23 protein-coding genes are annotated in these 25,435 nt (G+C 61.4%); 2 read left to right on the top strand and 21 right to left on the bottom strand.

The genetic code is table 11. The features are described 5' to 3' along the window. Positions 1–11: 11 nt before the first annotated feature. From pgaA to ACKZ62_RS27805, 12 genes are all read right to left on the bottom strand, one after another. Positions 12–2,492 (bottom strand): poly-beta-1,6 N-acetyl-D-glucosamine export porin PgaA, encoded by a 2,481-nt coding sequence (pgaA, locus tag ACKZ62_RS27750; protein ID WP_447096123.1) that lies wholly within the window; start codon positions 2,490–2,492, stop codon positions 12–14. Between the two features lie 318 nt (positions 2,493–2,810). Next, a complete protein-coding gene (locus tag ACKZ62_RS27755) occupies positions 2,811–4,307 on the bottom strand; it encodes a YdgA family protein (protein WP_447096124.1) in 1,497 nt (498 codons plus the stop codon). Between the two features lie 147 nt (positions 4,308–4,454). Next, positions 4,455–5,087: a hypothetical protein gene (locus ACKZ62_RS27760; protein ID WP_032884836.1), complete on the bottom strand. Its 633-nt coding sequence runs from the start codon at positions 5,085–5,087 to the stop codon at positions 4,455–4,457. An 81-nt stretch (positions 5,088–5,168) separates the two neighbouring features. Beyond that, a complete protein-coding gene (locus ACKZ62_RS27765; RefSeq protein WP_122753755.1) occupies positions 5,169–6,611 on the bottom strand; it encodes an efflux transporter outer membrane subunit in 1,443 nt (480 codons plus the stop codon). Continuing rightward, positions 6,608–7,498 carry an efflux RND transporter periplasmic adaptor subunit gene (locus ACKZ62_RS27770; RefSeq protein ID WP_095186330.1) on the bottom strand — a complete coding sequence of 297 codons (891 nt, stop codon included), beginning with the start codon at positions 7,496–7,498 and terminating at the stop codon, positions 6,608–6,610. The genes ACKZ62_RS27765 and ACKZ62_RS27770 overlap by 4 nt, the downstream gene beginning before the upstream one ends. After that, entirely contained in the window at positions 7,495–7,704 is a 210-nt protein-coding gene (locus tag ACKZ62_RS27775; RefSeq protein WP_003187469.1) for a DUF1656 domain-containing protein, read from the bottom strand. The genes ACKZ62_RS27770 and ACKZ62_RS27775 overlap by 4 nt, the downstream gene beginning before the upstream one ends. Next, the gene (locus ACKZ62_RS27780) at positions 7,701–9,779 is read right to left on the bottom strand and encodes an FUSC family protein (RefSeq protein WP_032884832.1); all 2,079 of its coding nucleotides are present in this window, start codon (positions 9,777–9,779) and stop codon (positions 7,701–7,703) included. Before ACKZ62_RS27780 ends, ACKZ62_RS27775 begins: the two co-directional genes overlap by 4 nt. Continuing rightward, entirely contained in the window at positions 9,776–10,186 is a 411-nt protein-coding gene (locus ACKZ62_RS27785; protein WP_032884831.1) for a MarR family winged helix-turn-helix transcriptional regulator, read from the bottom strand. Before ACKZ62_RS27785 ends, ACKZ62_RS27780 begins: the two co-directional genes overlap by 4 nt. A gap of 204 nt (positions 10,187–10,390) precedes the next feature. Continuing rightward, the gene (locus ACKZ62_RS27790; protein ID WP_099602105.1) at positions 10,391–10,672 is read right to left on the bottom strand and encodes a type II toxin-antitoxin system RelE family toxin; all 282 of its coding nucleotides are present in this window, start codon (positions 10,670–10,672) and stop codon (positions 10,391–10,393) included. Then, complete coding sequence (locus ACKZ62_RS27795; RefSeq protein ID WP_095186332.1) at positions 10,662–10,907, bottom strand: type II toxin-antitoxin system Phd/YefM family antitoxin; 246 nt, start codon at positions 10,905–10,907, stop codon at positions 10,662–10,664. Before ACKZ62_RS27795 ends, ACKZ62_RS27790 begins: the two co-directional genes overlap by 11 nt. A 132-nt stretch (positions 10,908–11,039) precedes the next feature. Continuing rightward, complete coding sequence (locus ACKZ62_RS27800) at positions 11,040–11,294, bottom strand: DUF2789 domain-containing protein (protein WP_447096125.1); 255 nt, start codon at positions 11,292–11,294, stop codon at positions 11,040–11,042. Positions 11,295–11,327: 33 nt separating this feature from the next. Then, positions 11,328–12,914 (bottom strand): glycosyltransferase family 39 protein, encoded by a 1,587-nt coding sequence (locus tag ACKZ62_RS27805; protein WP_032884992.1) that lies wholly within the window; start codon positions 12,912–12,914, stop codon positions 11,328–11,330. Positions 12,915–13,094: 180 nt separating this feature from the next. Here ACKZ62_RS27805 and ACKZ62_RS27810 point away from each other — a divergent pair, with 180 nt between their 5' ends. Both ACKZ62_RS27810 and ACKZ62_RS27815 read left to right on the top strand, forming a co-directional pair. Next, positions 13,095–15,254 (top strand): PA5441 family protein, encoded by a 2,160-nt coding sequence (locus ACKZ62_RS27810; protein ID WP_122753756.1) that lies wholly within the window; start codon positions 13,095–13,097, stop codon positions 15,252–15,254. Beyond that, the gene (locus ACKZ62_RS27815) at positions 15,251–15,955 is read left to right on the top strand and encodes a DUF3142 domain-containing protein (protein WP_122764465.1); all 705 of its coding nucleotides are present in this window, start codon (positions 15,251–15,253) and stop codon (positions 15,953–15,955) included. The genes ACKZ62_RS27810 and ACKZ62_RS27815 overlap by 4 nt, the downstream gene beginning before the upstream one ends. Positions 15,956–16,041: 86 nt before the next feature. Here the strand turns inward: ACKZ62_RS27815 and ACKZ62_RS27820 are convergent, their stop codons facing one another. The 9 genes from ACKZ62_RS27820 to ACKZ62_RS27860 form a co-directional block, all read right to left on the bottom strand. Then, positions 16,042–16,608 carry a hypothetical protein gene (locus ACKZ62_RS27820; RefSeq protein ID WP_122753757.1) on the bottom strand — a complete coding sequence of 189 codons (567 nt, stop codon included), beginning with the start codon at positions 16,606–16,608 and terminating at the stop codon, positions 16,042–16,044. 103 nt (positions 16,609–16,711) lie between these two features. Then, a complete protein-coding gene (locus ACKZ62_RS27825; protein WP_122756780.1) occupies positions 16,712–18,157 on the bottom strand; it encodes an efflux transporter outer membrane subunit in 1,446 nt (481 codons plus the stop codon). Then, entirely contained in the window at positions 18,154–19,212 is a 1,059-nt protein-coding gene (locus ACKZ62_RS27830) for an HlyD family secretion protein (RefSeq protein ID WP_122753758.1), read from the bottom strand. The genes ACKZ62_RS27825 and ACKZ62_RS27830 overlap by 4 nt, the downstream gene beginning before the upstream one ends. Positions 19,213–19,227: 15 nt before the next feature. Then, positions 19,228–20,763: an MFS transporter gene (locus tag ACKZ62_RS27835; RefSeq protein WP_447096126.1), complete on the bottom strand. Its 1,536-nt coding sequence runs from the start codon at positions 20,761–20,763 to the stop codon at positions 19,228–19,230. A gap of 233 nt (positions 20,764–20,996) precedes the next feature. Next, positions 20,997–21,917, bottom strand: a complete 921-nt coding sequence (locus ACKZ62_RS27840) for a LysR family transcriptional regulator (RefSeq protein WP_032884818.1) — start codon at positions 21,915–21,917, stop codon at positions 20,997–20,999. Positions 21,918–21,969: 52 nt separating this feature from the next. Continuing rightward, complete coding sequence (locus ACKZ62_RS27845) at positions 21,970–22,596, bottom strand: energy transducer TonB (protein ID WP_099602097.1); 627 nt, start codon at positions 22,594–22,596, stop codon at positions 21,970–21,972. 99 nt (positions 22,597–22,695) lie between these two features. Continuing rightward, positions 22,696–23,544, bottom strand: coding sequence for an ABC transporter permease (locus ACKZ62_RS27850; RefSeq protein WP_447096127.1), 849 nt, complete (start codon positions 23,542–23,544; stop codon positions 22,696–22,698). 11 nt (positions 23,545–23,555) lie between these two features. Then, on the bottom strand, positions 23,556–24,407 hold the full coding sequence (locus tag ACKZ62_RS27855) for an ABC transporter ATP-binding protein (protein ID WP_447096128.1): 852 nt from the start codon (positions 24,405–24,407) through the stop codon (positions 23,556–23,558). Position 24,408: 1 nt separating this feature from the next. Beyond that, complete coding sequence (locus ACKZ62_RS27860) at positions 24,409–25,434, bottom strand: ABC transporter substrate-binding protein (protein ID WP_447096129.1); 1,026 nt, start codon at positions 25,432–25,434, stop codon at positions 24,409–24,411. Position 25,435: the final 1 nt, after the last annotated feature.

Here is a 25,435-nt window from a genome sequence, read left to right on the forward strand (position 1 = left end):
GTCAGGCTCTTTTAGAAACGGTAAGTGAGGTCGACGAGCAGGCGCAGATCGCGTTCGCGATCACCGTCGTAAGGTCGGCTGATCAGGCTCAGGTTGGCGCCAGCGTCGAGTACATCGTTCCAGCGATAGCGTTGGCCGTAGCCGATCAACGCCATGCCGCCGGTGGAGTAATCGCGCTGGCTATAGGTACCCGCACCGACCTGGAACTGCTGACTCCACTGGGTCTCGTAGCGGTGATAGAGCACATGGTTGATGTTGATGACGGGCAGCACGGTCAAATCCGACTTCGGATTGAAGTACACCGTGTCTTCCTTGCTGTTGCGGCTGGCGCCGACTTCCAGGCCCAGGTCCACTTGCACGCGCGGCGAGCTGTAGAGGCCCTCGCGGCCGCTGAGCAAGGCTTCGAAGCGGTCGTTGCCGTCGCTGAAGTGGGACGGGCTGAGGGTCAGTTTCCACTCGCGGCTTTCGTTGGCGCGCCAGCGAATAAAACCGCTGCCGCCGTTGGCGGTGATGCCATCATTCAGCGCGCGCAACGGCGTGGTGCTCAGCAGGTAGCCGAGGCTGCCGCCGTATTGCCAGTTGTCGTTGATGTCGCGGGCAATCGAGATCGCGGCGCCTTGTTTGGAGCCATCGCCGTAGGAATGGTTGGAGACCTCGGCTTCGATGGTCATGTCTCGGGTGCGCCGCTCCACGCCGACAACCTGCCAACGATGCTGGCCGGTACCCTCTTCGAAATCTGCGCGGGCATAGCCGGCACCGGCAAACAGGCGCCAGTCTTCGTCGATAGGCGGCGTGTAGAGACGGCTTTCGATGCCCCAGTCACGGCTCCCCGACACCGCACCCGATTCGCTGTCGTTACCGCCGCCGAAGCTTTTACCCGTGTAGGCCTCGACGCGCAGCTCGGCCATGTCATGCACATCGCGCAGGCGGCTGAGGCGCTGCACCTGACGGTTATCCGGGTTGCGCGCAACCACATCGTCGGTGAGCACGTCGAGCTGGCGCCACTCCTGCAGGTCCATGGCGGTGTAGGCCTGGCTCACTTCCAGGCCGATGTCGCGCGGGGCCTGGGCTTCGGTTTCCTTGAGAATGCCTTCGGCGCGCCGGGGCAGATCGCGGGCGCGGTACATGTCAGCCTGGGCCAGACGCAGGCCGACGTTGCCCGGTGCTTTTGCTACCAGCGCTTCCAAACCGGCTTCGCTGCCCGGCAGGTCGCCACCGTAGACGCCGGCCTGGGCCGACAGTTGCTGGGCGTCCATCCACGCGTCGTTGGGGTTGCCGATGGGCAAGCCCTTGAGTTCGACCCGAGGGTTCTGGCTGTTGGCGAGTCCTTTGGCGACCTCGTTGGCATCCTCGCCTTTGTCGCTTTCCTGCAAGGCGTAGAACAGCGCGGTGGTGTCTTCGACCCGATCATCGGGCTCCGCGTCGGTGGCGCTCAGCGCCTGGCGATACAGCGGCTCGGCTTTTTCCGGCTGGCGCTGGTCGAGGTAGGACGCGGCCACCCAACGCACGGCGTAGGTCGGCAGTTGCACACCTTCGGCCTTAAGCGTTTCGTACTCGCGGATCACCTCGGCGGTACGTGCACGCGCCTTGAGTGCACCCAGGCGGTCGATGCGCCAGCGCACCACATCGTCATGGGCGGTGGCGTCCGGGGTCCAGCGGGCGAGCAGTTTGTCGTAGTCCGCCAGGGCGCGGTCGGCAATCACATAGCGTTCTTTTTCGCTGCGCGTGGCGAACTCGGCCATGCGCACCCGTTCGGCGGCGAGGTCACCTTCGAGGCGGCGCTGGGTCACCGGGTCCAGCAGGCCCGGACGCTGGGCCGACAGGCGCAAAGCGGCTTCCGGCAAGCGAGCCTTTTGCAGGGCGACGATGTATTCGCGGGCGACTTCGGGCTTGTCGCCAGCACGGATAAACGCCTGATCGAATTCAAACAGCGCGTCGTAGTTCAAGCCGGCGCGGGTCAGCGCATATCCCAGGGCCATGCGCCGGTTGGGGTCGTCTGGCTTGGCGGCCACCAGCGCGCGGGTGCGTTGCACGGCTTCATTGGCTTTGCCGCCGTCAGCCTGGGTCAGGGCCAGGCCCAGTTGCAGGTCGACGTTATTTGGTTCACGCAGCAGCGCCTGGCGATAGGTCGCCTCAGCCTGGGGCCACTGCTTTTGATTGCGATAGGTGCGCGCCACGGTGGCGAGCGCCTGGGTACTGAGGTTGCGATGTTTACCCTCAGCTTCGTACACCTTCAGCACTTCGGCGTCCTGCCCGGCCCAACCGGCGATCACCACATGATCGCTGACCTGGCCTGGCGTCTGGCGCTCGGCAGACAGCTGACGCAATTGCGTAAGGGCGGGTGTGAAGTTGCCGTTGCGCGCCTGGATAATCAGCGCGTCATAGGCCGGATCGGCCATGGCGAAAGTAGGCATCAACAGCTGGCTGCATAAAGCTGCCCCGATGAGCAGTCGCAACCGGCCTGATGCACTGAGTGGTAGGTTTCGCAACATATCGTGAGCTTCCTTACACACGGAAAGCTGTAACGATAGGTGATCCTGAGCGACATGCTACAGGGTGCCGGCGTCTAATGACCCGGCCTAGCTTTCCTGTGTGAACTATCTCTTAGGAAAGTAGGGAGAAGACCAATTCAGAACAATTGTTCAGAATTGATGGGTAGCCGCTGAGTCGGGCCTGCACAAAACAAATGTGGGAGCGGGCTTGCTCGCGAATACGCAGTGGTGACTGATCCACTGCATTCGCGGGCAAGCCCGCTCCCACATTTTGACTGCATTTCAAGCAGCCTCACGAAGAGGCTGGGTGTTGAGGCGTTACTGTGCGCCGCTGACCGCGCCGACTTTGGCCATTACAAAACCAATGAACTGCTCGACGGTCATCTTCTGGCCGTTGAACGTCACTTCATTGTTGGCGTAGTGCAGCTTGGAGACCACGTCGCTACCGACCAACGTTGCCAACTGCGTGCCAACCGCCATGCCGCTGACCATCTCGGCGGCCATCTGGGATTGCTGCTCGATGGCTTTCGGGTCGGTCACGCCACCGAGTTGGGCTTGCAGTGCGGAAACGTCAGCGATCATCGGCTTGGAAAGGGTCAGATTGGCCTCCAGCAGCGCAATCATCTGCTTGCCCAGCTCAACTGGCGGCAGTTCCATGGACACCGGTTTAGCCAGGTCTACCAGCAGGCTGAACTTGCTTTCACCGTGGGTGGTTTTCAGCGACAGGTTTTCCACAGCCACTTGCGGCTTGGCAGCCAGGACCTGATTGACGTTGGCTTCAGCCAGGGCTTGCTCGGCTTCAGTCAGTTGCAGCTCGGGGGCCGGCTGGTTGGCGGCGGCGGCGGCTTGCACCGGTTGCATCTTGTCCTGGTACAGCTTGGTCAGCACCAGCATGGCCGGGATGTCGACATTCTTCATGCTCACGGCCAAGGCCGCCGAACCTACAGGTTTACCCTGGTAGCCGATCTCGTCGATCTTATAGTCGACACGGCCGGCCAGGTTGTTGTCCTTGGTTTCGCTGGAGTCTTTCTGCTCGAAGCCTTTGACGGTCAGCACGGCTTTCTGCGGGCCGAAGGTGAACTTGCTGTCGGTCAGCTCAACGGTGTTTTGCCCGGTGTAGAAGCCGAAGGTGGATTTTTCCAGGTTGCTGGCGATGGTCAGCCCAGACAGCTCAGCTTCGAAGTGCTCGCCCTTGGCGTCTACCGCGGCGACCTTGACGCTGTTCATGAAGCCGTCGGCCTTGACCTTCTGGCCTTCGGCAGTGCTGTCGAAATTCATGTTCGCGCCGGAGAAGCTCACCGAAGACGTATCGTCCTTGAACTCCAGGGGCAGCAATTCGATATTGCCGTTGACCGAACGGGTGTAACCAATGTTGGCCACGCCTTTGAGTGGCGATACGTCTTTGGCGGCGGCGAACCACTTCTCGGTGGTGGCGTTCTTTTCCAGCTCGTAGTGACTGGTGGCCATGACCGGCAGCCACTTGAGTGTCACCAGGCGCGAGAACGGCAGCGGGCCGTGTTCGATATGGTCGACGAACAGCAGTTCCGGGTTAGGATTTTCTTCGCCGAAGACCGACCCCTGGCCTTTCAAGCGGTAATGGGCGGTGCTGCTGAACACGCCACGGTCCAGGGAGACCAGCTCCAGGGCCACAGTGCCATCGACGCCGGCCATGGAGGTCTGCAGTTCCTTGTTGGCGTTCTGGATCGCGGTTTGCAGCACCGGCTCCAGTTGTTTACCCGTGTACCAGGCGCCGCCTGCACTGACGACGCCTACGGCGACAACAAAACCCAAAAGAACGACTGCTGGCTTATTCATGAAGTGACCTGATCAAATCCTGTGAGAAGTGGGCTGTCTTCCTTGAACCCCGATGGGGTTGGCTCAAGCCCGCCGAAAACGGGGGAAGATTAGCACTGGCGGCCGCGAAGGGCCCAGATTTCTCAGAGGTTCAGGCGAGCAGTTGGTTCACGAGTATTCCAGTTCGATCTCGTCGAGTTGGTGATCGAAACTCTTCAGCCGTGCGGTCCAGGTGTACACCAACACCTCAAATTCGCGGTGTATCACCGCGTTGCCGGGGGTATCGGCCTTGGGGTCGCAGAAATCCAGTTGGTAGCGTTCGCGGGCCATCTGCGTCGCGACGTCAGACAATTCACGCGCATTGTTAAGCCAATGCCTACCATCGGCGACCTGCTGATCGAGGGCCACGCACTGTTTTTTCAGAACTTCGAGGCTTTTTTCCAGGGGGGTGCCGGTGAGGTCGCCCATGACCTCCTGAAAGGTGCGACCCGGCTGCCAGTAGCTGCCCCAGAAATAACGATCGAACACGGTTTCCACACGCCGCAGCGCGACCTTGGTGTCCCAGATCGCCACGCGGGTCTTGCCTTGTTCGAGAAGTTTTTTCTTGATCCGTTGATTTTGGTAAGAGGCCCAGGCCACCACGCCGATGGACAAGGTGCCGATCACCAGGCAGGCGCTGTCGAGAAAGACCATGGCCTTGTCGAGCTGGTGGGCGAGCATGACGCCGTAGAAATACGCGGCCGATAACAGCACCAGTGCGAGGAGCACGCACCAGAAAGCGGGAGCATAAGGGTTTTTCATTATTGGAATCCCCATGAGCAAACGCGAGCAGTGTCAGGTAGGCCATCACGGCGGCCCACCTGACAAAGCATAGCTACCCGCTCAGGGTTTGCCGGGCTGTGACGCTTGCGTTCGTCCGCTTTCCCAACCGCCGCCCAGGGCCAGGAACAGATCGATCTGGCTCATGGCGACCTGGGTATTTGCCGCCGCCAATTGCGCACGCACATCGGTGTAAGTGCGGGTGGCTTGCAGGTCGGCCAGGAACGACGCGCGGCCGGCCTGGAAGAAGCGATGGGTCTGCCCCGCCGCTTCCTTGGCCGACTCGCCGGCTTCGGCCAACGCATCACGGCGTTGCAGTTGCGCGGTGTATTGCGCCAGACCGGTCTGGGTTTCGCGAATGGCGTTGAGCACCACCCCATCGAAATGCGCCAGGGCGCCCTGGGTGGCGGCTTCGGCTTCGTGGACGCGGGCCCGGGCGCCGTTGGTCGGCACGGTCCAGCTGATCATCGGGCCAAAACCCCAGCGGTTGGTCGCAGGCGTGCCGAGGTTGTCGAGCAAGCCGACGGTGCCTACGGTGGCGCCGATGGCGATGTCTGGGTACAGGGCGCCGGTGGCCACGCCGATACGTGCGGTGGCAGCGGCCAATTGGCGTTCGGCCTGGCGCACATCGGGACGCCGCTTGAGCAGCGCCGCGCCGTCACCCACTGGCAACAACTGGGCAATGTGCGGCAGCTCGGCGCAGTTGCCGGTGCCCGCCGGCAGTTGGTCCAACGGCTTGGCCAGCAGCATCGACAGGCGGAACAGCCCGGCCTGGCGCGCAGCTTCGTAGCGCGGCATGTCGGCGCGAAGGGATTTGTACTGGGTTTGCGAGCGGGTGACCTGGGTTTCATCGCCACGGCCGGCGTCACGCAGGCGTTGGGTCAGCTTGGTGCTCTGGGCTTGCAAGTCCAGGGACTCGTTGGCAATCGCCAGCTCTTCGTTGGCCGCACACACCTGGGTGTAGGAACGCACCACGTCGGCCACTAGGGTGATGCGCGCGATATCGGCAGCGGCCTGAGCGGCATCGGCGCTGGCCTGGGCGCTCTCGATGCCCCGTTGCAAGGTGCCGAACAGATCGAATTGATACGAGGTGGTAATACCGACGCTGCCGATGTTACCCACCGGCACTTTGTCGGCCAGCAAAAATGCTTCGCCGGACTCCTGCAGGCGCTGCGCCTCTGCCTTGGCGCCGAGGCTCCAGCCGCCGGCGGATTCAGCCTGTTGGGTCTGGAACCGCGCGCGCTGCAAATTGGCAGCGGCCACGCGCAAGTCGGTGTTGGACGCCATGGCCTGGCGCACCAGCTCATCCAGGCGCGGGTCTTTGTAGAGTTTCCACCAGTCGGTCGGCACCGGCGCTGACACCACGTTGGCGCCCTCGCCCGCGAGTTGCCCTTGCAGGTCGCCACGGTTGACCGCGGCCTTGTCCGGCAACTGGTAGTCCGGGCCTACCACTTGGCAGGCCGACAGCAGCAAACCCAACGCGGCGGTTGCCAACAGTTGCTTCATGGCGTGGCTCCGTCATTGGGCTTGTCGCCAATGATCGACACCGTGGCCGTACGCCCGGCGATCATGCGGAAGTCCGCCGGCACGTCGTCAAAGGCGATGCGTACCGGAATGCGCTGGGCCAGGCGCACCCAGCTAAACGCCGGGTTGACGTTGGGCAACAGGTTGGAGCCGCTGCTGCGGTCGCGATCTTCGATACCGGCGACGATGCTCTGCACGTGGCCGCGCAAGCGAGCGTTATCACCGATCACGCGGATATCCACCGCCATGCCGACGTGGATACCGTCGAGTTTGGTCTCTTCGAAATAGCCGTCGATATGGAAGGAATTGCTGTCCACCACTGACAGGACCGGCCGGCCGGCGGTGACGAATTCCTGGTTACGCGGCGCCCGGTCGTTGACGTAGCCGTCCACCGGGCTGCGGATTACTGAGCGATCCAGGTTCAGTTGGGCCGAATCCACCGTCACTTGCGCTTCAGCCAGGGCCGACTGGGCACGGGCCACGCGGGACTGGCTTTCTTCCAGTTGCTCGCTGGGCACCAGGTTGCCGAGGCCACGGTTACGCTTGTACTCGCGCTGGGCCTGGGCCAGGGTTTCCTGGCGGTCGGCCACGGCGGCCTGGGCTTGGCGCAGGGCCAGCTTGAAGCGGTCCTGGTCGACGGCAAACAGCACTTGGCCCTTGGTCACCAACTGGTTGTCGCGCACGTCCACGCGCTGGATCAGCCCGGACACGTCCGGGGCGATCTGCACGATGTCGGCACGGATGTGCCCGTCGCGGGTCCAGGGCGCAAACATGTAGTACATGACCATGCGCCACACAACGACGACCGCGAAGCTCACGATCAGCAGCGTCAGGACTACACGGCCGATGGTCAAAAAAGGTTTTTTCATGTCATCAGGTATCGACTGAGTGAGTCCACCGCGCCCAGCAACAGCGCGTAGAGCCCCACATTGAACAATGCCCGGTGCCAGACCAGGCGATAGAAGTGCATGCGCGTCAACAGCCCGTGCACCACCAGAAACAACACGTACGTAATGCCCATCAGCACCAGCAGCGTGGGCAGGAACACCCCGCTGATATCCAGATCACCGATCATAAAGGCGCTCCATCAGGCAGCGGCGCCTCCATCTCGGTGCCGCCAATAAATTCGACGCCAGGCAACAACGCCAGGCGCAGGCCGGCCAGGGCGTGCAACAGGTGCAGGCGAGTATCGTCCTCGTCTTGCAGACCCTGGCCGTTGAGGGCGCGGCGCGTGCGGTCGAGGGTCATCAGCAGACCGCTGGGCGCGGGCAAGCGTTCACCCGCCTTGAGGCAGGCTTTGAAGTAAGCGCCCACCCCTTCGACGACCTGGTTGAGCAACACCCGTGGCACTCCAAGGATGCGCGGCGAGTACGCCAGCAGGTCGAGCAGGTTCAGCGCCACGCGCAAATCGCGCAGGGCGATGCCGGTGTCCTGGCCGGTGAGTGCCAGGCGCGGCAGGTGCTGCATGAGGCGATCGAGCATCTGCACGGCGAGGTGTCGGTGTTCGGCCAGGGTTGCGGGCTCGGTGAGGCCGACGATGTCACGCCAGCTGAAACGGGTCAGGCGCTTGGCGGCGAATTCGGCGCCGAAAGGCCGCGCAACCAATGTCCACACAAACGCAAACAGCAGGCCCACGGGGCCGGCGAGGTTGACGTTGGCGAAGTTGAGAAAGTCCGCGTCGTAGGCACCCTGGATGCTGATGAACGACGAGGTGTTCACCAACGTCAGCAACATGCCCAGGTAGAAGCGCGGCTGCACAGTAAGGGTACCGATGCAGATGAACGGCACCGCAAACGCCAGCACCAGCATCGGGAAATCGTGCAGGTTGGGCAGCACCAGAAACAGATACAGGCTGGCGAACAGCACCGACATGGCGGTCCAGAAAAAGAACCGATAGATCTGTGGCGCCGGATCGTCCATCGAGGCGAAGAAGCTGCACGCCACGGCGGCCAGAATCACCGCGCTGCCGCCGTCGGTCCAGCCCAGCAGAATCCACAGCACCGAGGCGACGATGATCGCGGTGACGGTAGAAAACGCCGAATAGAACATCAGACCACGGTCAAGGAATGGCGTGAGCCGACCCAGCCGCCAGTGACGATACACGGCGCGCCAGCTGTCCTGGCTTTCGCACTGGATGGCCGCTTGCAGGCTGCGGCAGTCTTGCCACAGGTCGATCCATTCGCCCAGGCGATAAAGCGCGTTGGAAAACAGCAGGGTGTGGCGGTCGTCCAGCGCCTCGCCTTGGGGTTGCAGGGCGTCGACCTGGTCACGCAGGGCGCGCCAGCTTTCCAACGGTGCGCTTTGTTGAGTGTTTTCCAGCCACTGGCTTGTGGCTTCCAGAATCGGCTGGATGCGGTCGAGAAATTCCGGCGCCCGATGTTCGATGGCGTAGAGCGCATCGTCGAGGGCATCCACCACCGGCAGCAGGTGGATCATGCGCCCGCGCAGTTCCTTGGTGTTACGCACCGTTTGCGGCCGCGCGCCTTCGTGAGGCAATTGGCCGATCATCAATTCGAGGGTGTTGAAGGTGGCGACCATGCCGCTGCGCAAAGTGCTGACTTCTTCACGCTGCACATTGCGCGTCAGAAAGCGTTGGCTGTAGACCTGAGCATCGGCAAACCACTTGGCCACCGAGCCATCGAACACGGGCATCAGGCGGCGCGGCCAGAACATCGCACCCACTACGGCGGCGACCGCAATACCGAGGAAGATTTCTTCGGTTCGCGCCTCGGCCACATCCCATACCGCCAACGGGTTATCCACCACCGGCAGGGCGATCAGCGGCAAGGTGTAGCCAGCGAGCATCAAGGCATAGTTGTTGGCGGTGCGCAGGTGCATCGAGAGGAACAGCAAAGTGCCCGTCCACAGTGCGATCACCACCACCAAAATGTACGGCGACTGCACGAACATCGGCACAAAAAACACCGCCGCCGCCGCGCCCATCAAGGTGCCGATGGCGCGGTACAGGGCCTTGGAACTGGTAGGGCCGACAAACGGGCTGGAGACGATGTACACCGTGGCCATCGCCCAGTACGGACGCGGCATTTGCATCAGCATGGCGATATAGAGCGCGATCATCGACGCGGCGAAAGTACGCACGCCGTAGAACCAGTCGCGGGCCGGCGGAAAACCGGTAAAGAATCCGTTCAAAGCGTCGCTGCCTCAAAGGCCCGCAGCACACGCAGCGCGGCTTCCATATCGGTGGAGTCGATGTCCGCCAGCACTTCACGGCGCAGGCGCACCAATTGGACTTCCACCGCTTGCACCAGCTCACGGCCACGCTCGGTAAGGCTCAAGGCCTTGGCGCGACGGTCGTGGACATCTTCGGTGCGGCATACGTAGCCGTCACTGCACAGGCGATCGAGCAGGCGCACCAGGGATGGGCTCTCCATACCGGATGCCTGGGCAACTTTGACCTGGTGCACACCGTCGCCCAAGCGGCCGATCATCAACAGCGGCACGGCGCAGGCTTCGGAGATGCCATAGCTCACCAGCGTGGTCTGGCAGATTTTGCGCCAATTACGGGCGCCCACCACCATGCTGCTGCTGAGGTTCATCTGGAGTTGTTCGAGGGATTGGGGCACTGGATAGTTCGCATACAGTTAGTTTGCTAACTATCAATATGGTGGAAGGAGGAGGATGCGTCAAGTTTTGAAACAATTTTGCGGATGGGGAGGGGCTGATTTCTGCGCTTCGCAATATGGGCCGGCTTGCCCAACCATGGCGTCATGGTTTCGTACATACCCCCGACGTTTCAAAACTCACCGCTTTTTAGCGCGCTCATAAACATCGCTACGCTCACGCTTACCTACCGCGACGACCGCGACTACTACACGCGCCTCGATTACCTGATAAACCAAGCGATAGCCTGAAGCCTTGAGTTTTATCTTGTAGCAATCTGGCATTCCATGCAGCGCGTCAGACTGTATGCGCGGCAACAAAAGACGCTCGGCCAACTTCTTTTTAAACTGCTCTCGCAATGTGTGTCCGAGCTTGTCCCACTCCTTACGTGCCGAAGGCAGAAATTCAAGCTTATAGGTCATCCAGGTTCACCGGCTCAGGCGTCTCGTGGCTACGCTGACGAACGAGTTCAGCCAACTCCAAGTCATCTAAACGATCCATCATCGCTTCGAATACTTCGGCGGGGACCATGTAACCCATCACACGGTTATGGTTGAGCACAGCAACCGGGCCACCGTGCGCACCACTCAGCACTGCAGAGGGGTTTTTTTTAAGTTCGGAAACACTGACGGCCATATCGGCCAAGACAATCTGCATAATAAAGACCTCAATTAGGTGCTTTATTCTGGTCTATTTTTGTCCCACTCAGCAACACCGCAGTTTGATTACAGAGCGTTCTACACAGATCCTTCATCCTTTCATCAGATTTTTCAAATCCGACGGTGTTGCCTAAGCTTTCTGCCCTCCTCGCCTACCCCTCAACATCAAGTTCAACTCATCCACCACTTCAGCCCAATCCGCATCCTCCAGAATCTCCTCACGCAAAAACGCCCGTTGACTGCCCGTCCAGAAAAACGCGTCCGCCAGATGCAGCTCAGACTTGAGTGGCGAGTGAACGGCCACAAACTTTTCGATGCTCACCGGGTCATCCGGCAGGCCCAGCTGTTTGAACAATGACGACAAGCTATGCACAGGCGATTCCATGATGAGCTCCTGATAAAGGCGGTTGAAACGAGTCTAGCGGCAGCCCTCGGGTTGCGCCGATGGCGCGTTGCAAAGCACGAACAACCGCGCCCTGGCGCCACCACCGTCCTGGCGGCTGAGTTCGCGCCAGCCCGCAGGCAGTGGGGCGAAATCGTCCGGGGCTTCGTTGCTGCTGATCAGCCAAACGCGGCGGGTGCCTTCGGGCAATGCCGACAAGTGGTCGAGGTATATACGACCACCGTCCTGGTCCACCAGGGTGCCGAAGCCGTAGGCGTTGGGACGGGTCGGCGTGCCATCGGGTTTTGGCGGGGTGTAGAGCTGCAACTGGGCATCGGTCTGGTCGTAATACACGTAGCTGAGGTACCACATCATGTCGCTGAGCACGATGCGGTCGTCTTCCTGGTAGTTACGGTTGACGAATTCCACGGGCACGTTGAACTGGTCGTGTTCATCCACGGCAAAGTTGTTCTTCAGCCCCACCAACTCAACGCCGACAAACAGCACAAACACCGCCGCACCCAGCCACGACAAACGGTCGATGGCCAGCGCCAACAGGATCGGCAAAGCCAGGGCGTACACCGTGAGATAACGCTCGATAAACACCGGTGAAATAAACGACACGGCGTAGACCAGCAGCAGCGGCAGCAGAAAGAACAACGCCAGCAGGCTCGCCGGTCGATAGCGCTCGCGGTCGCGCCAGGCGGTCACCACGACGACCGCGACCAGCAGCAACGGAAACAGCCAGAACAGCGGCGGCCAGAAACCAACACCTTCATCCTGCAGCACGAACTGCCAGATCATCGACGGCAGGGACAGCAGGTTGACCGGTTCTTCCCAGCCAATGTCACCGCCCACTTTGAGCTGGTCGACGTGTTGCACCAGGTCCAGCAAGTTCGGCAACCAGGGCAGGTACAGCAACACAATCACGACATTGGCGCCCCACCACGCCGGGCGCTTGATCAAACGCTGACCGGGGGCGGCACTCAACAGCCCCAGGTACGCCCAATGCACCAGCACGCACAGTGCCGTGAAGTAGTGGGTATAAAACCCGGCACTCATCAGCAGTACATACACCGCCAGGTAGCGCGTGCGCTCAGGTTGGCGCACCCAGTACACCAACGCCAGCGTGGCACCCAGCAGCCACACACCGAGCAGTGAATACATGCGCACTTCCTGGCTGTAGCGCACGGCGGTCGGCAGCAGGGCCAGCAGCACGCCCGCCAGCACTGCAGCGCGACGGGTGGACAGTTTCCGCGTCAGCCAGATGCCCAGCCCCACCGCAATGACACCGGGAATGGCGCTCATGCCGCGAATGGACCAGATGCTGTCGCCAAACAGCTCGATCCAGCCGCGCAGCAGGAAGAAATACAGCGGCGGGTGCACATCATGGGCGGCGTGAAACCACAAGTCGCCAAGGGCGTACTCGCTGAGCAGGAGGCTGGAACCTTCATCTCCCCAGATCGCCGCCGACGTGAGGTGATAAAACCGCAGGGCCATGGCCAACGCCAGGATCGGCACCCACCAAAGACGGCTCAGCCAAGCAGCCCCCTCCCACGTGAGACGGTTGATTGCGGGCAACGCCCCGACCTTTTCATTTTGCTCTACCACAGACCGACGCACCCCGATTCCCCTGCCACTGCCTTGATTGCTCATGTGCAAACTCCCGCCACTCTAGGACAAAAGCCCCTGAGTCGCTGCTGGAATCGGACAAATCGGCAATTTGTGTAGGGCTTCAACGAAGCATGCGTCGGATCAGGCTATGATTGCCTCCCTCCAAGGACTCAGGATCAAGGACACGTCATGCGCATCGGTTTTCTGTCACCCCTGGCACTGGCCCTGCTGGCCGGTATTTCCCTGCCGGCCCAGGCCAGTTCCGACGATTCGTGCTACCCGGACTGGCGGGTGTCGCGTGACAGCCTCGATCCCTGCAACAACCTACCGTTTCTGAGCCCTGGCAATGACAGCCGGGCCAACCTGCGCCTATTGCTGGCCGACAAAAAGAACGCGGCGCTGACGCCCAACGCGCTGAGTGAAGATGATCTGTCCCAGGGCTTTGGCCCGGTGCCGTTTCCGGTGTATCGCCTGATACCCGCCTCAAGCGCAGAGACGCAGCCCGACTCCGACCAATCGCCCACCGCCGAGCTGGACACCTTGTTGACCGGTCTGGGGATCAAGCGCGAAGAGTACAAGACCGCTGGCGAAGCCTTCGTCGACGGCGAAGGCAGCCGCTGCCGCAGCAATGACGATGACAGCGCCACCGCGTTTATCAGCCAGGTCATCAACGCCGACATGCCGAGTACCGAGCGCACGGCGCTAGTGAAGGCCCGCCTGCAATTGCTCACCACCTGCGACTGGGATGGCCAGGTGGTGACCGATCCCATCGAGTCAGCCCACGGCCTGCTCTTTCGCACCTACCTGCAAGCCGCCGCTGACTTCTACAGCGGCCGCTTCAGTGACGCCGAACGCGGATTCGCCGCCGCTAACCTGTCGACGATCCCTTGGCTGAAGGAGACCGCGCTGTACATGACCGCGCGCAACTCACTCAACCAGGCCCAAGCTGAGGCCTTCGATGAGTACGGCATGCCGCAGCTTGAGCATGTGGATAAGTCTGCACTGGGCCAGGCGGAAGCTGGGTTTCTGGGCTACCTGAACACTTATCCACAAGGTGTTTACGCGACGTCCGCCCACGGCCTGCTGCGCCGCGTGCACTGGCTGGCGGACGACAACGACAAACTGGCCGAAGACTTCGCCTGGCAGTTGACCCAAGCCACCGACGCCCAGCGCAATGTGTCGGTGGACGAACTGGTGGAAGAAGCCGACCTCAAGCTGCTGATGGTCAACAGCGCCAACCTCAAAGAGCCGCTGCTGCAAACCGTCACCGATCTGATGCTGATGCGCGCCAACACTCCGCCACGCCTGACCCGCGAAGCCCTCGCCCAGCAGAAAGCCACGTTTGCCAACACGCCAGCACTGTACGACTACCTGCAGGCGGCCTTTGCGCTGTACGTCGAGCATCAGCCCGACACCGCCTTGAAGCACCTACCCCAGGACATGCCGTCGAACCTGGATTATTTCGCCTTCAGCCAACAAACGCTGCGTGCATTGGCGCTTGAAGATAAAAAGGACTGGAAAAGCGCCGAAGCACTGTGGCTGAAACTGCTCGCGCAGGCCAAGTTGCCATTGCAGCGTGACCAACTGGAACTGGCCCTGGCCATGAACTACGAACGCAGCGGCCAATTAGCCAAGGTGTTTGCCAGCGACTCGCCCATCAGCGCCAAGCAGGTGCGCTACATTCTGCTGCGCAACGTCGCTGGGCCTGAGTTACTGCGCCAGCAGATCGCCCAGGCCAGCGATCCGCTGGAGCGCCAGACCGCGCAATTCGTCCTGCTTTATAAAGACCTGCTGCGCGGCCAGTACGCCACCTTCGCCGAAGATCTCAAGCAACTGCCCGCCTCGCCCACTGAGGACAAATTGGGCACCAGCCTGGGTTACGTCTACAGCGGCAACCAGACCCTGAAGTTGTTCCAGTGGAGCGGTGACAAAGCCGAATCCGGCTACGCCTGCCCGAGCATCGCGCAAACCGCAGCGGCGTTGCAGGCTGACGCGAAAAACCCGCAAGCCCTGAACTGCTTCGGCGAGTTCATCCTGCGCAACAACTTGGACGGCATGCCCCTGGAACAGGCCCGCGCCGCCGGTAGCCTGGGCAGCACCGCGTCGGACTTCAAAGGAGAAACCTTCTCGCGCCTCGACGGTTACAAGCAGGTCATCGCCAATGCCAAGGCGCCGAAGAACGACAAGGCTTACGCGCTGTTCCGCGCCATCAACTGCTACGCGCCGGCCGGCTATAACAGCTGCGGCGGCCAGGACGTGGAACCGGCTGTGCGCAAAGCCTGGTTCCGCCAACTCAAGACCGGGTTTGGCGACACCCAGTGGGGCAAATCCCTGCAGTACTACTGGTGAAAAAGCTGTGGCTGGGCTTGCTGTTGCTGGCAAGCCCGGCCTTCGCCGCCGTCGACGCTCGCGACTATGACGCCTTCTGGCTGTGGAGCGGCGTCACGCCCCAGCCGGTACTCAAACAGGCGAAAACCCTGTACATCCTCCAGGGCCAGATCAACTCAACGCGCCGCGCGCCCCAACGCGGCGTGCAATTTATCGCCCAGGGCATCAGCGTGCCGCGCATCACTCAGGGTGAAGTCTGGGTGGTCTACCGCGCCCACACCCTGCATTGGCCGGAACGGGTCTACACCCAACTGCTCGGCCAGGTGCAACGCTGGCGCGACGCGGGCAACCCGGTGGTCGGAATCCAGATCGACTTCGACGCCCGCACCCAATACCTGCACGAATACGCCGACTTCCTGCGCGACCTGCGCCACCGCCTGCCCGCCGACCTGCGCCTGAGCATCACCGGCCTGATGGACTGGAGCAGCAACGCCGACCCGGCCGCCATCGCCCAACTCAAGGGCGTGGTGGATGAGGTGGTGGTGCAAACGTATCAAGGCCGCCACAGCATCCCGGATTACGCGGCGTATTTACCGCGTATGAATCGGTTGGGGCTGGCGTTCAAGATTGGTTTGATCCAGGGCGGGGCGTGGGAGGAGCCGGAGTATTTGAAGGGGAGTGAGTGGTTTCGGGGGTATGTGGTGTTTTTGCAGAACCGCTGATGAACGCTAGAAAAACATCAACAAATACGCGTGCATTCTGCATGCACGCGGCGACTGCTGGCCCTTCGCGAGCAAGCTCACGTCTACTAAGCGGTAAGGAACGCAGACGCTATTCCCAGCGCCCACAAACTCACGCCTATGACGATCCAAATTCCGTTGGCCCATGTAAAACGGCTGTTGGCTGTGCCTTTTGGATCATCCTCAAGGTGGTTCACCGCAAGCTGAATCTGCACCATCAGGGCAACCTGAACAATGGTGAAGCAGACACCCACTTTTACTACCGTCAAAGGCGATACAAACCAGATGTAGGTATAGGGTAAAAAGGCGCAGCCTATCCAGCCCAGGGCGAAGCAACGAGGCCACCATCGATAGGACGCATCTTTCAAATCGAGCGCCCGCTTGATTTTCAGGACGAGCGAATAAGCAAAAAAAATTGAAAAAAATGCCCGAACCACAGGCAGCACTCTGGCACCGGTAGCGCTGCGATAGGCATCCCAGTGCTTATACAACCAGTAAAAGCCATAAAGGCCGTAGGACAACAGCATCATCACCAGCAGCTTGCGGTGGGCCACCACAAAAAAGGCAGCGGGCCGGGCCGCTGCGAGGGTGAGATCGGCTTGCGGCGGTGCGTAAGGGTTTTCAGCAATGGACATAGCGAGGGCTCTTTAAGGAATAGCCCGCCACAGTACTGCTCGCGTTCCCGATTTTTTGGCCCGCGCCAAAATAGAGAGCCTTCCTACTCTCGACTTCGTGAGTTCATCGGTTAACAGCTTGCAGCGGATACACCGACTCCCATCCTCCCCCCAACGCCTTGTACAACCCCACCATCGCCAACGACACGCCGGTCGAGCTTTCCACCCACTGCTCTTGCGTCGCCAGCAACGCGCTTTGCACGGTGAGGACATTGACGAAATCTGCCACACCTTCCACGTACTGATGTTGCGCGGTGGTCAGGGCGATCTGGTTCTGACGCACGGCTTCGGCCAGGCTGTCGCGGCGCAGTTGGCTGGCGTTGTAGCGGGTCAGTTGGTCGTCGATTTCATGCCAGGCGCGCAGCACGGTTTGCTGATAGGCCAGCGCCGCTTCCTGTTGCTGGGCTTCGCGCAGATTCACCATGCCTTGCAGGCGCCCGCCGTTGAACAGCGGCAGGCTGAACTGTGGACCGAAGGCAAAGGCGCGTGAGCCCCAGGAGCCGAAATCCGACAGTTGCATGGCCTGTGAACCGAGGCTGCCGGACAGGGTGATACGCGGATAGAAATCGCCCTTGGCCACGCCGATGTTGGCGGTGGCGGCATGCAAGCGAGCTTCAGCCTGGCGGATATCCGGACGACGTTCGGCAAGCTCCGACGGTAGGCCGATAGCAACTTGGCGCTGGGTCTGCGGTACGGCGGCGTCCTTGGACAACTGCGCGTGCAGGGCTTGAGGTGGCTCGCCCATCAGCAGGCTAAGGGCGTTGATCAACTGGTCCTGGCGTTGCTGCAAATCCGGCAGGCGCGCTTCGATGGCGGCGACTTGGGCGGCGGCTTCGGCCACGTCCAGGTCGGTGGCGACGCCATCAGCCAGCCGCAGTTGCGAGAGCTTGAGGCTATGGCGTGCGACGTCGAGGTTTTGCTCGGTCACCGCGCGGGTATTTTGCACGCCGCGCAGTTGGATGTAGTCCTGGGCGGTCTCGGCCAGCACCGACAGCAGCACGGCACGACGGTCGTTTTCGGCGACTTGCAAGGTGGCATCGGCGGCTTCAGTTTCGCGTTTGACCCGGCCCCAGAAATCCAGCTCCCAAGAGGCGGAGAAACCCGAATCCCATTGGCTGAACGCCGCGCGGCCATTCTCGCCGGACGGGTCGTTCAAGCCTTTGCCACTGTTGCGTTTGCGCTGGTAAGCCCCCGTGGCATCAACCTTGGGGTAACGCTCGGCAGTGGTCACCTGGCGCACGGCGCGGCTTTGTTCCAGACGGCTGCTGGCCAGTTTCAAGTCGAGGTTATCGGTGAGGGCGCGGCGCGTCAGGGCCGAGAGTTGTGCATCGTGGAACACGTCCCACCAACGCTCCTGGAGCGGGTCGCTGACGGCGCGGCTGTCGGCTTGGCGGCCTTGGGGTGCGCTCCATTGCGTCACTTGAGCGTTCTGCGGGCGCTGAAAATCCGGGCCGACGGTGCATGCACTCAGGCTGATCAAACTGAGGGTGAGCCAGGCAACTCGTTTCATTGCTGGGCCACCTCAGGCTGACGTGCGACCGGCTGAGTGTCGACGCTGGCCTCCACCGACATACCGACGCGCAGGCGCTCGGTCAGCGGCTGGTTGGGCTCCAGCACAATTTTGACCGGAATGCGCTGCACCACCTTGGTGAAGTTACCCGTTGCGTTGTCCGGTTTGACCGCGGCGAAGGTCACCCCAGTCGCGGGTGCGAGGCTCTCCAGATGGCCGTTGAGCAACTCGCCGTCGAGGCTGTCGACACGCACCTGAACGGCTTGGCCGGCTCGCATGTGAGAGAGTTGGGTCTCTTGAAAGTTAGCCACCACGTATGCCTGCGCCAACGGCACCACGGCGAGGATCTTGCTGCCCGGCGTCACATAGGCGCCGACCCGCACGGCGCGCTCGCCGACCATGCCATCCACCGGCGCAACGATGCGCGTGTAGGACAGCTGATAGCTGGCCATCTCCAACGCGGCCTGGGCACGCTTGAGCCCGCCTTCAGCCGCATCGCGCTGGGCGGTGAGAATCTCCACCTGCTTACGTTCGGCCGCCAGCACCGCCGTAGCATTGGCCAGGCGTGCGGTGGCCTGGTCGATGCGAGTCTTGGCTTGCTGGGCGTTTTGCACAGTACCGGCGCCCACACCGGCGAGGTGGTTGTAGCGATTCAGTTCGTGCTCGGCGAAGGCCATTTCGGCGCGATCCGCCGCGACGGTGGCTTGGGCTTGGGCGATCACCGAGCTTTGGCGTTCCAGGGTCGCGGTGGCGTTTTTCAGCTGGGCCTGGGCAACCAATGTGTCCGCATCAGCGGCCTGGGCGGCGGCGCGAAAATCACGGTCGTCGATCAGCGCCAGTAACTGTCCGGCCTTAACTCGCTGGTTGTCCTCCACCAGCACTTCCTTGATAAAACCCGCCACGCGCGGGGCAACCAGGGTGAAGTCTGCCGCAACAAACGCGTCGTTAGTGCTCTGATGCTTGCTGCCCAGCAAGCCTGGCGCGACCAGATAGAACAGCACACCGACGGCAAATACGGTGATGACGGAGACGGCAATTTTGTCTTTGCGTTTCATGGAAAGTCCTTGTGGCTAGGTCGGTGCGCGAGGCGGGAAGATCCGCGTGGGCATCCAGAAAATCAGCAGGATCAACGCCACGGCGACACCGCCCATGACGTAATAAAGATCCGAAGAAGTGAGCACCACCGCCTGCTCGTGCAGCCGATGGGCGAGGCCCGGCGCGTCGCCGTCGGCCAGGGGCGAATTGCCCAGGCGATCCACCAACATGGTCGAGTGAAAGTGCAGGCGCTGGGTGGTCAGCGCGTCCAGCACGCCGGTGGCGACTACGGCCGCCAGGCCTTTTACGGTGTTGAACCAGGCCGAAGCGAACGGGCCGTCCTGTGGCTGAATGCTGCCGGTGGACAGCATCAACAGCGGTAACACAGCCATGGGCTGCCCAAAGATTTGCAGCACGTACAGGCCGTAAAAATCGTCGCGGATCCACGCCGAAGTGAGGTGCGCGCTGCCGATGCAGCACAGCACCAACATGCTCAAGCCGATCCCCAGCACCCAGCGGCAATCGACCCAGCGCAGGTTGCACAACGCGGCCACCAGCGGCAGCGCGATCAACTGCGGCAACGCCATCAGCAGCATCACTGGCGCGGTTTGCAGCGGTCGATAGCCTTGGACTTGGGCGAGGAAACTCGACGGGATGATGATCACTGAGGTCAGCACCATCAGCACGCCCGCCAGCACGATCAAAGCAAACGAGAGGTTACGCAGGCCGAGCATCTGCAACTTGAAAAACGGCATCGGGTGCGACCATTCATTGAGCATAAACAGCACCAGCAGCAGCGTGCCGCCACTCAGCAAAAAGGTGATCAGGCCCGACTCGAACCAGTCCAGCCGATTGCCTTGCAGGATGCCGATCACCAGCATGCAGATCGCCGGGAAGCCCAGCAGCAGACCGCGCCAATTGAACTGCTTGAAGCGCTCCAAGCGCAGCGGGTCTTGGGGCAAGCCATAGGCCACGGCCGCCATCGCCAGCAGGCATGGCGCGACGATCTGCCAGAACGCCCACTGCCAGCCGACGTATTCGGTCCACAGCGCCGCCAGTGGTGTGCCAAGGCTCGGGCCGAAGGTAGCGGTGAGCGCGTAGCCGGCCAGGCCATACAGCTTGACGTTGGCCGGCAGGAAGCGCAGCGCCACGGTCATTAGCATTGGCGGCAATGCGCCACCGGCCAAACCTTGCACGGTGCGCAGCAGCAACAGGCTTTCGTAGTTCGGCGCGAAGGGGCACAGGATCCCGAGTACGGTGAACAGGGCTATGGCGCACAGAGTGAAGCGGCGTAGGGAGAACGTCACCGAGCACCAGGGGGCAAAGGCCATGGCCGCGACCGAGGTGGCGGTGTAGGCCGCGACAAGCCAGGTGCCTTCGTCAAAACCGATGTAAAGCGCACCACGGATATCGGCGAGGGCCACCTTAGTGACCATCTCGTTGAGACCGGACACCAGCACCGCCAACAACACGCCGACCAGGCCGATGATGATGCGCGGGCCGAATACGGGCGGGGTGATGGCGGTGGATTTGGCTGCGGCCGCGAGGGTGGGGGCAGCGAGGGAAGTCATGAACGGGTAACTCAGGATTAGAAATACCCGAGCAGTTTAATCAGGCACACACATGACAAAAAGTTACATGTTGGCAGGGTATAAGTGCGCCAGACGCAATCCTGAATCCATCACAGATCTCTCGTGGGAGGGGGCTTGCCCCGATTGCCGTGTGGCAGGCTCAGACTCTCTGTCTGATCCACCGCGATCGGGGGCAAGCGCCCTCTCACATTTGCCCTGTGTACGCTTGATGTTCAGGTCGGCTGGGCTTCCAGCCACGTGGCGTGGCAGCTCTCGCGCATGGTTTCGCGCAGCCATTTGTGAGCGGGGTCTTTATCGAAGCGAGGGTGCCAGGATTGGGCCAGGACAAGGGTCGGCAAAGAGATCGGCAGCGGGAAGGCGCGCAGGGGCAGCTTCAGGCGATTAGCGCTGTAGAGCGCCTCCTTGGGCACCGGCAGGATCAAGTCGGAGTCAGGCAGCATGAACATCGCACCGTGAAACCCCGGGGCGATCATCGCCACACGGCGCTCCAAACCCTGGGCATTCAGCGCGGTATCGATCGGCCCCCGGGCGATGCCGCGTCGCGAGATGCTGATGTGGGAGTAACTGGCGAAACGTGCGGCGGTGATCTCCTCGTCGAATAACGGGTGATCCTGCCGGGCCAGGCCGACGAAGGTGGTGGAGAACAGGTTCTGCACCTTGACCTCGGGGCTTGCCGGCTGGGTGTTGCTCACGCGCAAATCCAAGCGTCCTTCGCGCAACGCTTCGTCGTCGGTGTCGCCTTCTGGCACGAAACACAGCTCACACAGCGGTGCCATACGCTCCATGGTGTCGAAGAGACGACCGCCATACACGCCAATAAAAAAGTCATTAGCGCGCACGCTGAAGCGACGGCGCAGGGTGGTCAGGTCCACTTGATCCGCCGACCGAAACAGCAGCGCCGCCTGTTCCACCACGTTGCGCACCTGACCTTGCAGTTGCAGGGCCTTGGGCGTTGGCACCAGGCCCCGACCGGCCCGCACCAGAATCGGGTCGCCCACCGCTTCGCGGATACGCGTGAGGGTACGGCTCATGGCTGCCGGACTGAGGTTCATCCGCCGGGCGGCGCCGACCACACTGCCCTCGTCGAGCAAGGCGTCGAGGGCGACCAGCAGGTTCATGTCCGGTAGTTGCATGCCAAGCACTCGTGATCAGAAGGGAGTGAACTGGGCGCAATCGTAGCAGGCTTTACAGGTAACGCTTGAGGTTGCGTGGCAGGTAGTCGGCGTAGGTTCGTTTGGGATTGGCCTGGCATTTGCGCACGATGTCCGGCAGAGCGCTTTCAAGCTCGTCGGCCTTGGACAGGCCTTCGTTGTAGTCGCTTTTACCGCTTAACGCCGGGAACATCACTGCCACACGGGTAATGGCAAAGCTCTTCATGGCGATCAGTGGCCGGGAGGGATGATCGCGCCGGAACTGGCTGACTTCCTCGTTCAACGCGCTGCAGGATTGATAGGTGGTTTGCGTAAAGGTCAGTCGCGTACTTTCTTCACTCGTCGGTACGGGCGAGAAAATCATGTCGTTCTGAGCATCGATTACCTCTGGCCGATCGGCATTCACCGTCCAGGGTTTGAAGCGCCATTTTGAGGCTGCAGCCACGGCCGCCTCACCGAACTCCGGCTTGGTGGCGCTGAGTGCTTTGACGTCACTGACGGTGCCGTCGCTGTGAATGTTCAGGCTGATGCGCGCATGCCCTTGGGTGTTAGTCAGGTTGCCAGGGTAGACCGGCTTGGGCATCGATACCGTTTCGGGTATGAACTCGGCCAACGCAGAGGTCGACAGCAACAAGGCCGCAGCCAAGACAAAAAAACGCATCGTCGTAAATCCTTTTACCAAGCCTATCCGACGCCGGAGCAGCGTCGAATTCGGCCGGCATTATCAGGTTCACGTCGGACAAAGAGCAATCATTCCTGTTTAGCGCTGCATGCCCCAACGCTTCACGGTGAGCCGCTCGAAGGTGTCAAACACGAGGTTTTCCACCAGTAGGCCGATCAGGATCACCACCGCCAACCCGGCAAACACCTTGTCGGTATACAGCTCATTGCGGTTCTGGAAGATGTACCAACCCAGCCCGCCCTTGCCGCTGGTGGCGCCGAACACCAACTCGGCGGCGATCAGCGTGCGCCAGGCAAACGCCCAGCCGATTTTCAGGCCGGCGAGGATCGACGGCAGTGCAGCCGGGATCAGGATAAACAGCACAAAGCGCATGCCCTTCAGACCATAGTTGCGACCCGCCATGCGCAGCGTCTCGGACACACCGAGGAACCCCGAATAGGTGTTGAGCGCCAGCGCCCACAACACCGAATGCACCAGCACGAAAATCAGGCTGTTCTGGCCCAGGCCGAACCACAGCAGCGCCAGCGGCAGCAACGCAATGGCCGGCAGTGGATTGAACATCGAGGTCAGGGTGCTCAGCAGGTCGCGGCCCAATTGGGTCGACACAGCCAAGGTGGTCAGGGCAAAGGCCAGCACTATGCCGATCAGGTAACCCTTGATCAGCACCACCAGCGAGATACTCACCTTGCTCAGCAGTTCACCGCTGAGCAGGCCGTCGGACAGCGCATTAAAAGTCTGCAGAAAACTCGGCAGCAGCAAGTCGTTGTTCTGATAGCGCGCCACGACTTCCCAGAGGATCGCAAGCACGATCAGGATCAGGCCCTTGCGCAGCCAGCCTTGTTGCCAAAGGCGTTGGCGCAGGCGCAACTCGCGCTCCACGGGGACACTGAGCAGCGGTTCGAGGGTGACTTCATATTCCTGGCGCATGGGTTACCCCCTTAGTAAGCGATGCGGATGTCGGCAAAACCCAACTCGGGTTCCGCTGCGCTGGTTTCATCGAACAACAAGCGATGAATACGCCGCGCCGACGCCTGGAAGTCCACACCGCCCAAGCTGTGCAGGTCGTATTGATGGCTGTGGATTTCTGCACGTACGCGCCCCGGATGGGGGGACAGCAACAGAATGCGATTGCCCACCACGAGTGCTTCTTCGATGGAGTGGGTGACGAACAACAAGGTGAAGCGCACCTCCTCCCAGAGCAGCAGCAATTCTTCCTGCATCTTGCGCCGGGTCAGGGCATCAAGGGCGGCGAAGGGTTCGTCCATCAGCAGGATTTTCGGCTGCATGGCCAGCGCGCGGGCGATGGCCACACGGGCTTTCATGCCGCCGGAAAGCGTGTGGGGGTAAGCGTCGGCGAAGGCACTCAGGCCCACCTTGTCCAGGTAGTGCAGCGCGCGTTCTTCGGCCTCACGGCGCTTGAGGGTCTTGGACGCCAACAGTGGGAACATCACGTTCTGTTTGACGGTTTTCCACGGTGGCAGTTGGTCGAATTCCTGGAACACCACAATGCGGTCCGGGCCGGGTTGTTCGACCTTTTGCCCCAGCAAACGAATCTCGCCTTCGCACGGTTTGATAAACCCGGCGATGGACTTGAGCAACGTGGATTTGCCGCAGCCCGAAGGGCCCAGCAGCACGTAACGGTCAGCCGGATCGATCTCGAAACTGACTTGGTGCGTAGCCCGTACCACGCGCTCGGGAGTACGGTATTCGAGGCTGACGCTATCCACCGCCAGCAACGGCTCGGCGGTGTGCAGGTCGCTGGCCGTGTGGCCTTGCAAGGGCGCGTTCATCTCAGCTTCCTTGCAGGGGCTTGGCGTCCTGGAAGAAATAGTCCTTCCACGATTCAGGCTTGTTTTTGATGGCGCCGACGCGGTAGAGGAATTCCGCCAGCGGGTAGGTGTTTTTCGGCGTGACGCTGAACTCGAACTGTGGGTTGTCGATGATCTTGAGCAGCTCGGCGCGGTCGATCTTGGCCTTGGTCACGCGGATGTAAGTGTCGGCTGCGGCGCCCTTATCGTTCTGGGCGAATTGTGCGGCTTCGGTCAACGCGTCCACAAAGGCCTTGTAGGTTTTCGGGTTGTCGTTGCGGAATTTTTCGGTGGCGAACAACACCGTCGGTGAGTTCGGCCCCAGCAGGTCATAGGTGTTCAGCACCACATGCACATTGGGGTTGGCCAGGGCTTGGTCCTGGAATGGCGGGTTGGAAAAGTGCCCGGTCAGTTCAGTACCGCCTGCGATCAATGCGGCGGTGGCGTCAGGGTGCGGGACGGCGACGGTGTACTTGTCAAGGCGATTGAATTCCTTATCACCCCACTGCTTGGCGGCGGCGTATTGCAGGAAGCGCGACTGTACCGAAACGCCCACCGCAGGCACGGCGATACGGTCCTGGTCGGTGAAATCGGCAATGGTTTTGACCTTGGGATTGTTGCTGACCAGGTAGTACGGGAAGTTACCCAGGGACGCTACGGCCTTGACGTTCTGCTTACCGTGGGTGCGATCCCAGATGGTCAGCAGCGGACCGACACCGGCACCGGCGATATCGATGGAGCCGGACAGCAGCGCATCGTTGACTGCCGCGCCACCGGAAAGTTGGGTCCAGTCGACCTTGATGTCGATGCCTTCCTGCTTGCCGTATTTCTCGATGAGGTTCTGGTCGCGCACCACGTTGAGCAGCAGGTAGACGATGCCGAATTGTTCGGCGATGCGGATCTCGCCTTCGGCCTGGGCCGCTGTTGGAGCGACGAGGCTGCCCGCCAACAGACTGATACCCAATCCAACTGTGGCGGCCAATCGTGCAAATGGAATGTTCCTGGACATG

Source organism: Pseudomonas sivasensis (assembly GCF_052938085.1).

Coding starts and splice junctions, on each gene's coding strand:
- ACKZ62_RS27855 (WP_447096128.1), bottom strand. CDS start 24,407: ATGAACGCGCCCTTGCAAGGCCACACGGCCAGCGACCTGCACACCGCC.
- ACKZ62_RS27825 (WP_122756780.1), bottom strand. CDS start 18,157: ATGAAACGAGTTGCCTGGCTCACCCTCAGTTTGATCAGCCTGAGTGCA.
- ACKZ62_RS27775 (WP_003187469.1), bottom strand. CDS start 7,704: ATGATCGGTGATCTGGATATCAGCGGGGTGTTCCTGCCCACGCTGCTG.
- ACKZ62_RS27770 (WP_095186330.1), bottom strand. CDS start 7,498: ATGAAAAAACCTTTTTTGACCATCGGCCGTGTAGTCCTGACGCTGCTG.
- ACKZ62_RS27760 (WP_032884836.1), bottom strand. CDS start 5,087: ATGAAAAACCCTTATGCTCCCGCTTTCTGGTGCGTGCTCCTCGCACTG.
- ACKZ62_RS27790 (WP_099602105.1), bottom strand. CDS start 10,672: ATGACCTATAAGCTTGAATTTCTGCCTTCGGCACGTAAGGAGTGGGAC.
- ACKZ62_RS27785 (WP_032884831.1), bottom strand. CDS start 10,186: ATGAACCTCAGCAGCAGCATGGTGGTGGGCGCCCGTAATTGGCGCAAA.
- ACKZ62_RS27845 (WP_099602097.1), bottom strand. CDS start 22,596: ATGCGTTTTTTTGTCTTGGCTGCGGCCTTGTTGCTGTCGACCTCTGCG.
- ACKZ62_RS27830 (WP_122753758.1), bottom strand. CDS start 19,212: ATGAAACGCAAAGACAAAATTGCCGTCTCCGTCATCACCGTATTTGCC.
- pgaA (WP_447096123.1), bottom strand. CDS start 2,492: ATGTTGCGAAACCTACCACTCAGTGCATCAGGCCGGTTGCGACTGCTC.
- ACKZ62_RS27765 (WP_122753755.1), bottom strand. CDS start 6,611: ATGAAGCAACTGTTGGCAACCGCCGCGTTGGGTTTGCTGCTGTCGGCC.
- ACKZ62_RS27860 (WP_447096129.1), bottom strand. CDS start 25,434: ATGTCCAGGAACATTCCATTTGCACGATTGGCCGCCACAGTTGGATTG.
- ACKZ62_RS27820 (WP_122753757.1), bottom strand. CDS start 16,608: ATGTCCATTGCTGAAAACCCTTACGCACCGCCGCAAGCCGATCTCACC.
- ACKZ62_RS27835 (WP_447096126.1), bottom strand. CDS start 20,763: ATGACTTCCCTCGCTGCCCCCACCCTCGCGGCCGCAGCCAAATCCACC.
- ACKZ62_RS27850 (WP_447096127.1), bottom strand. CDS start 23,544: ATGCGCCAGGAATATGAAGTCACCCTCGAACCGCTGCTCAGTGTCCCC.
- ACKZ62_RS27800 (WP_447096125.1), bottom strand. CDS start 11,294: ATGGAATCGCCTGTGCATAGCTTGTCGTCATTGTTCAAACAGCTGGGC.
- ACKZ62_RS27755 (WP_447096124.1), bottom strand. CDS start 4,307: ATGAATAAGCCAGCAGTCGTTCTTTTGGGTTTTGTTGTCGCCGTAGGC.
- ACKZ62_RS27840 (WP_032884818.1), bottom strand. CDS start 21,917: ATGCAACTACCGGACATGAACCTGCTGGTCGCCCTCGACGCCTTGCTC.
- ACKZ62_RS27810 (WP_122753756.1), top strand. CDS start 13,095: ATGCGCATCGGTTTTCTGTCACCCCTGGCACTGGCCCTGCTGGCCGGT.
- ACKZ62_RS27795 (WP_095186332.1), bottom strand. CDS start 10,907: ATGCAGATTGTCTTGGCCGATATGGCCGTCAGTGTTTCCGAACTTAAA.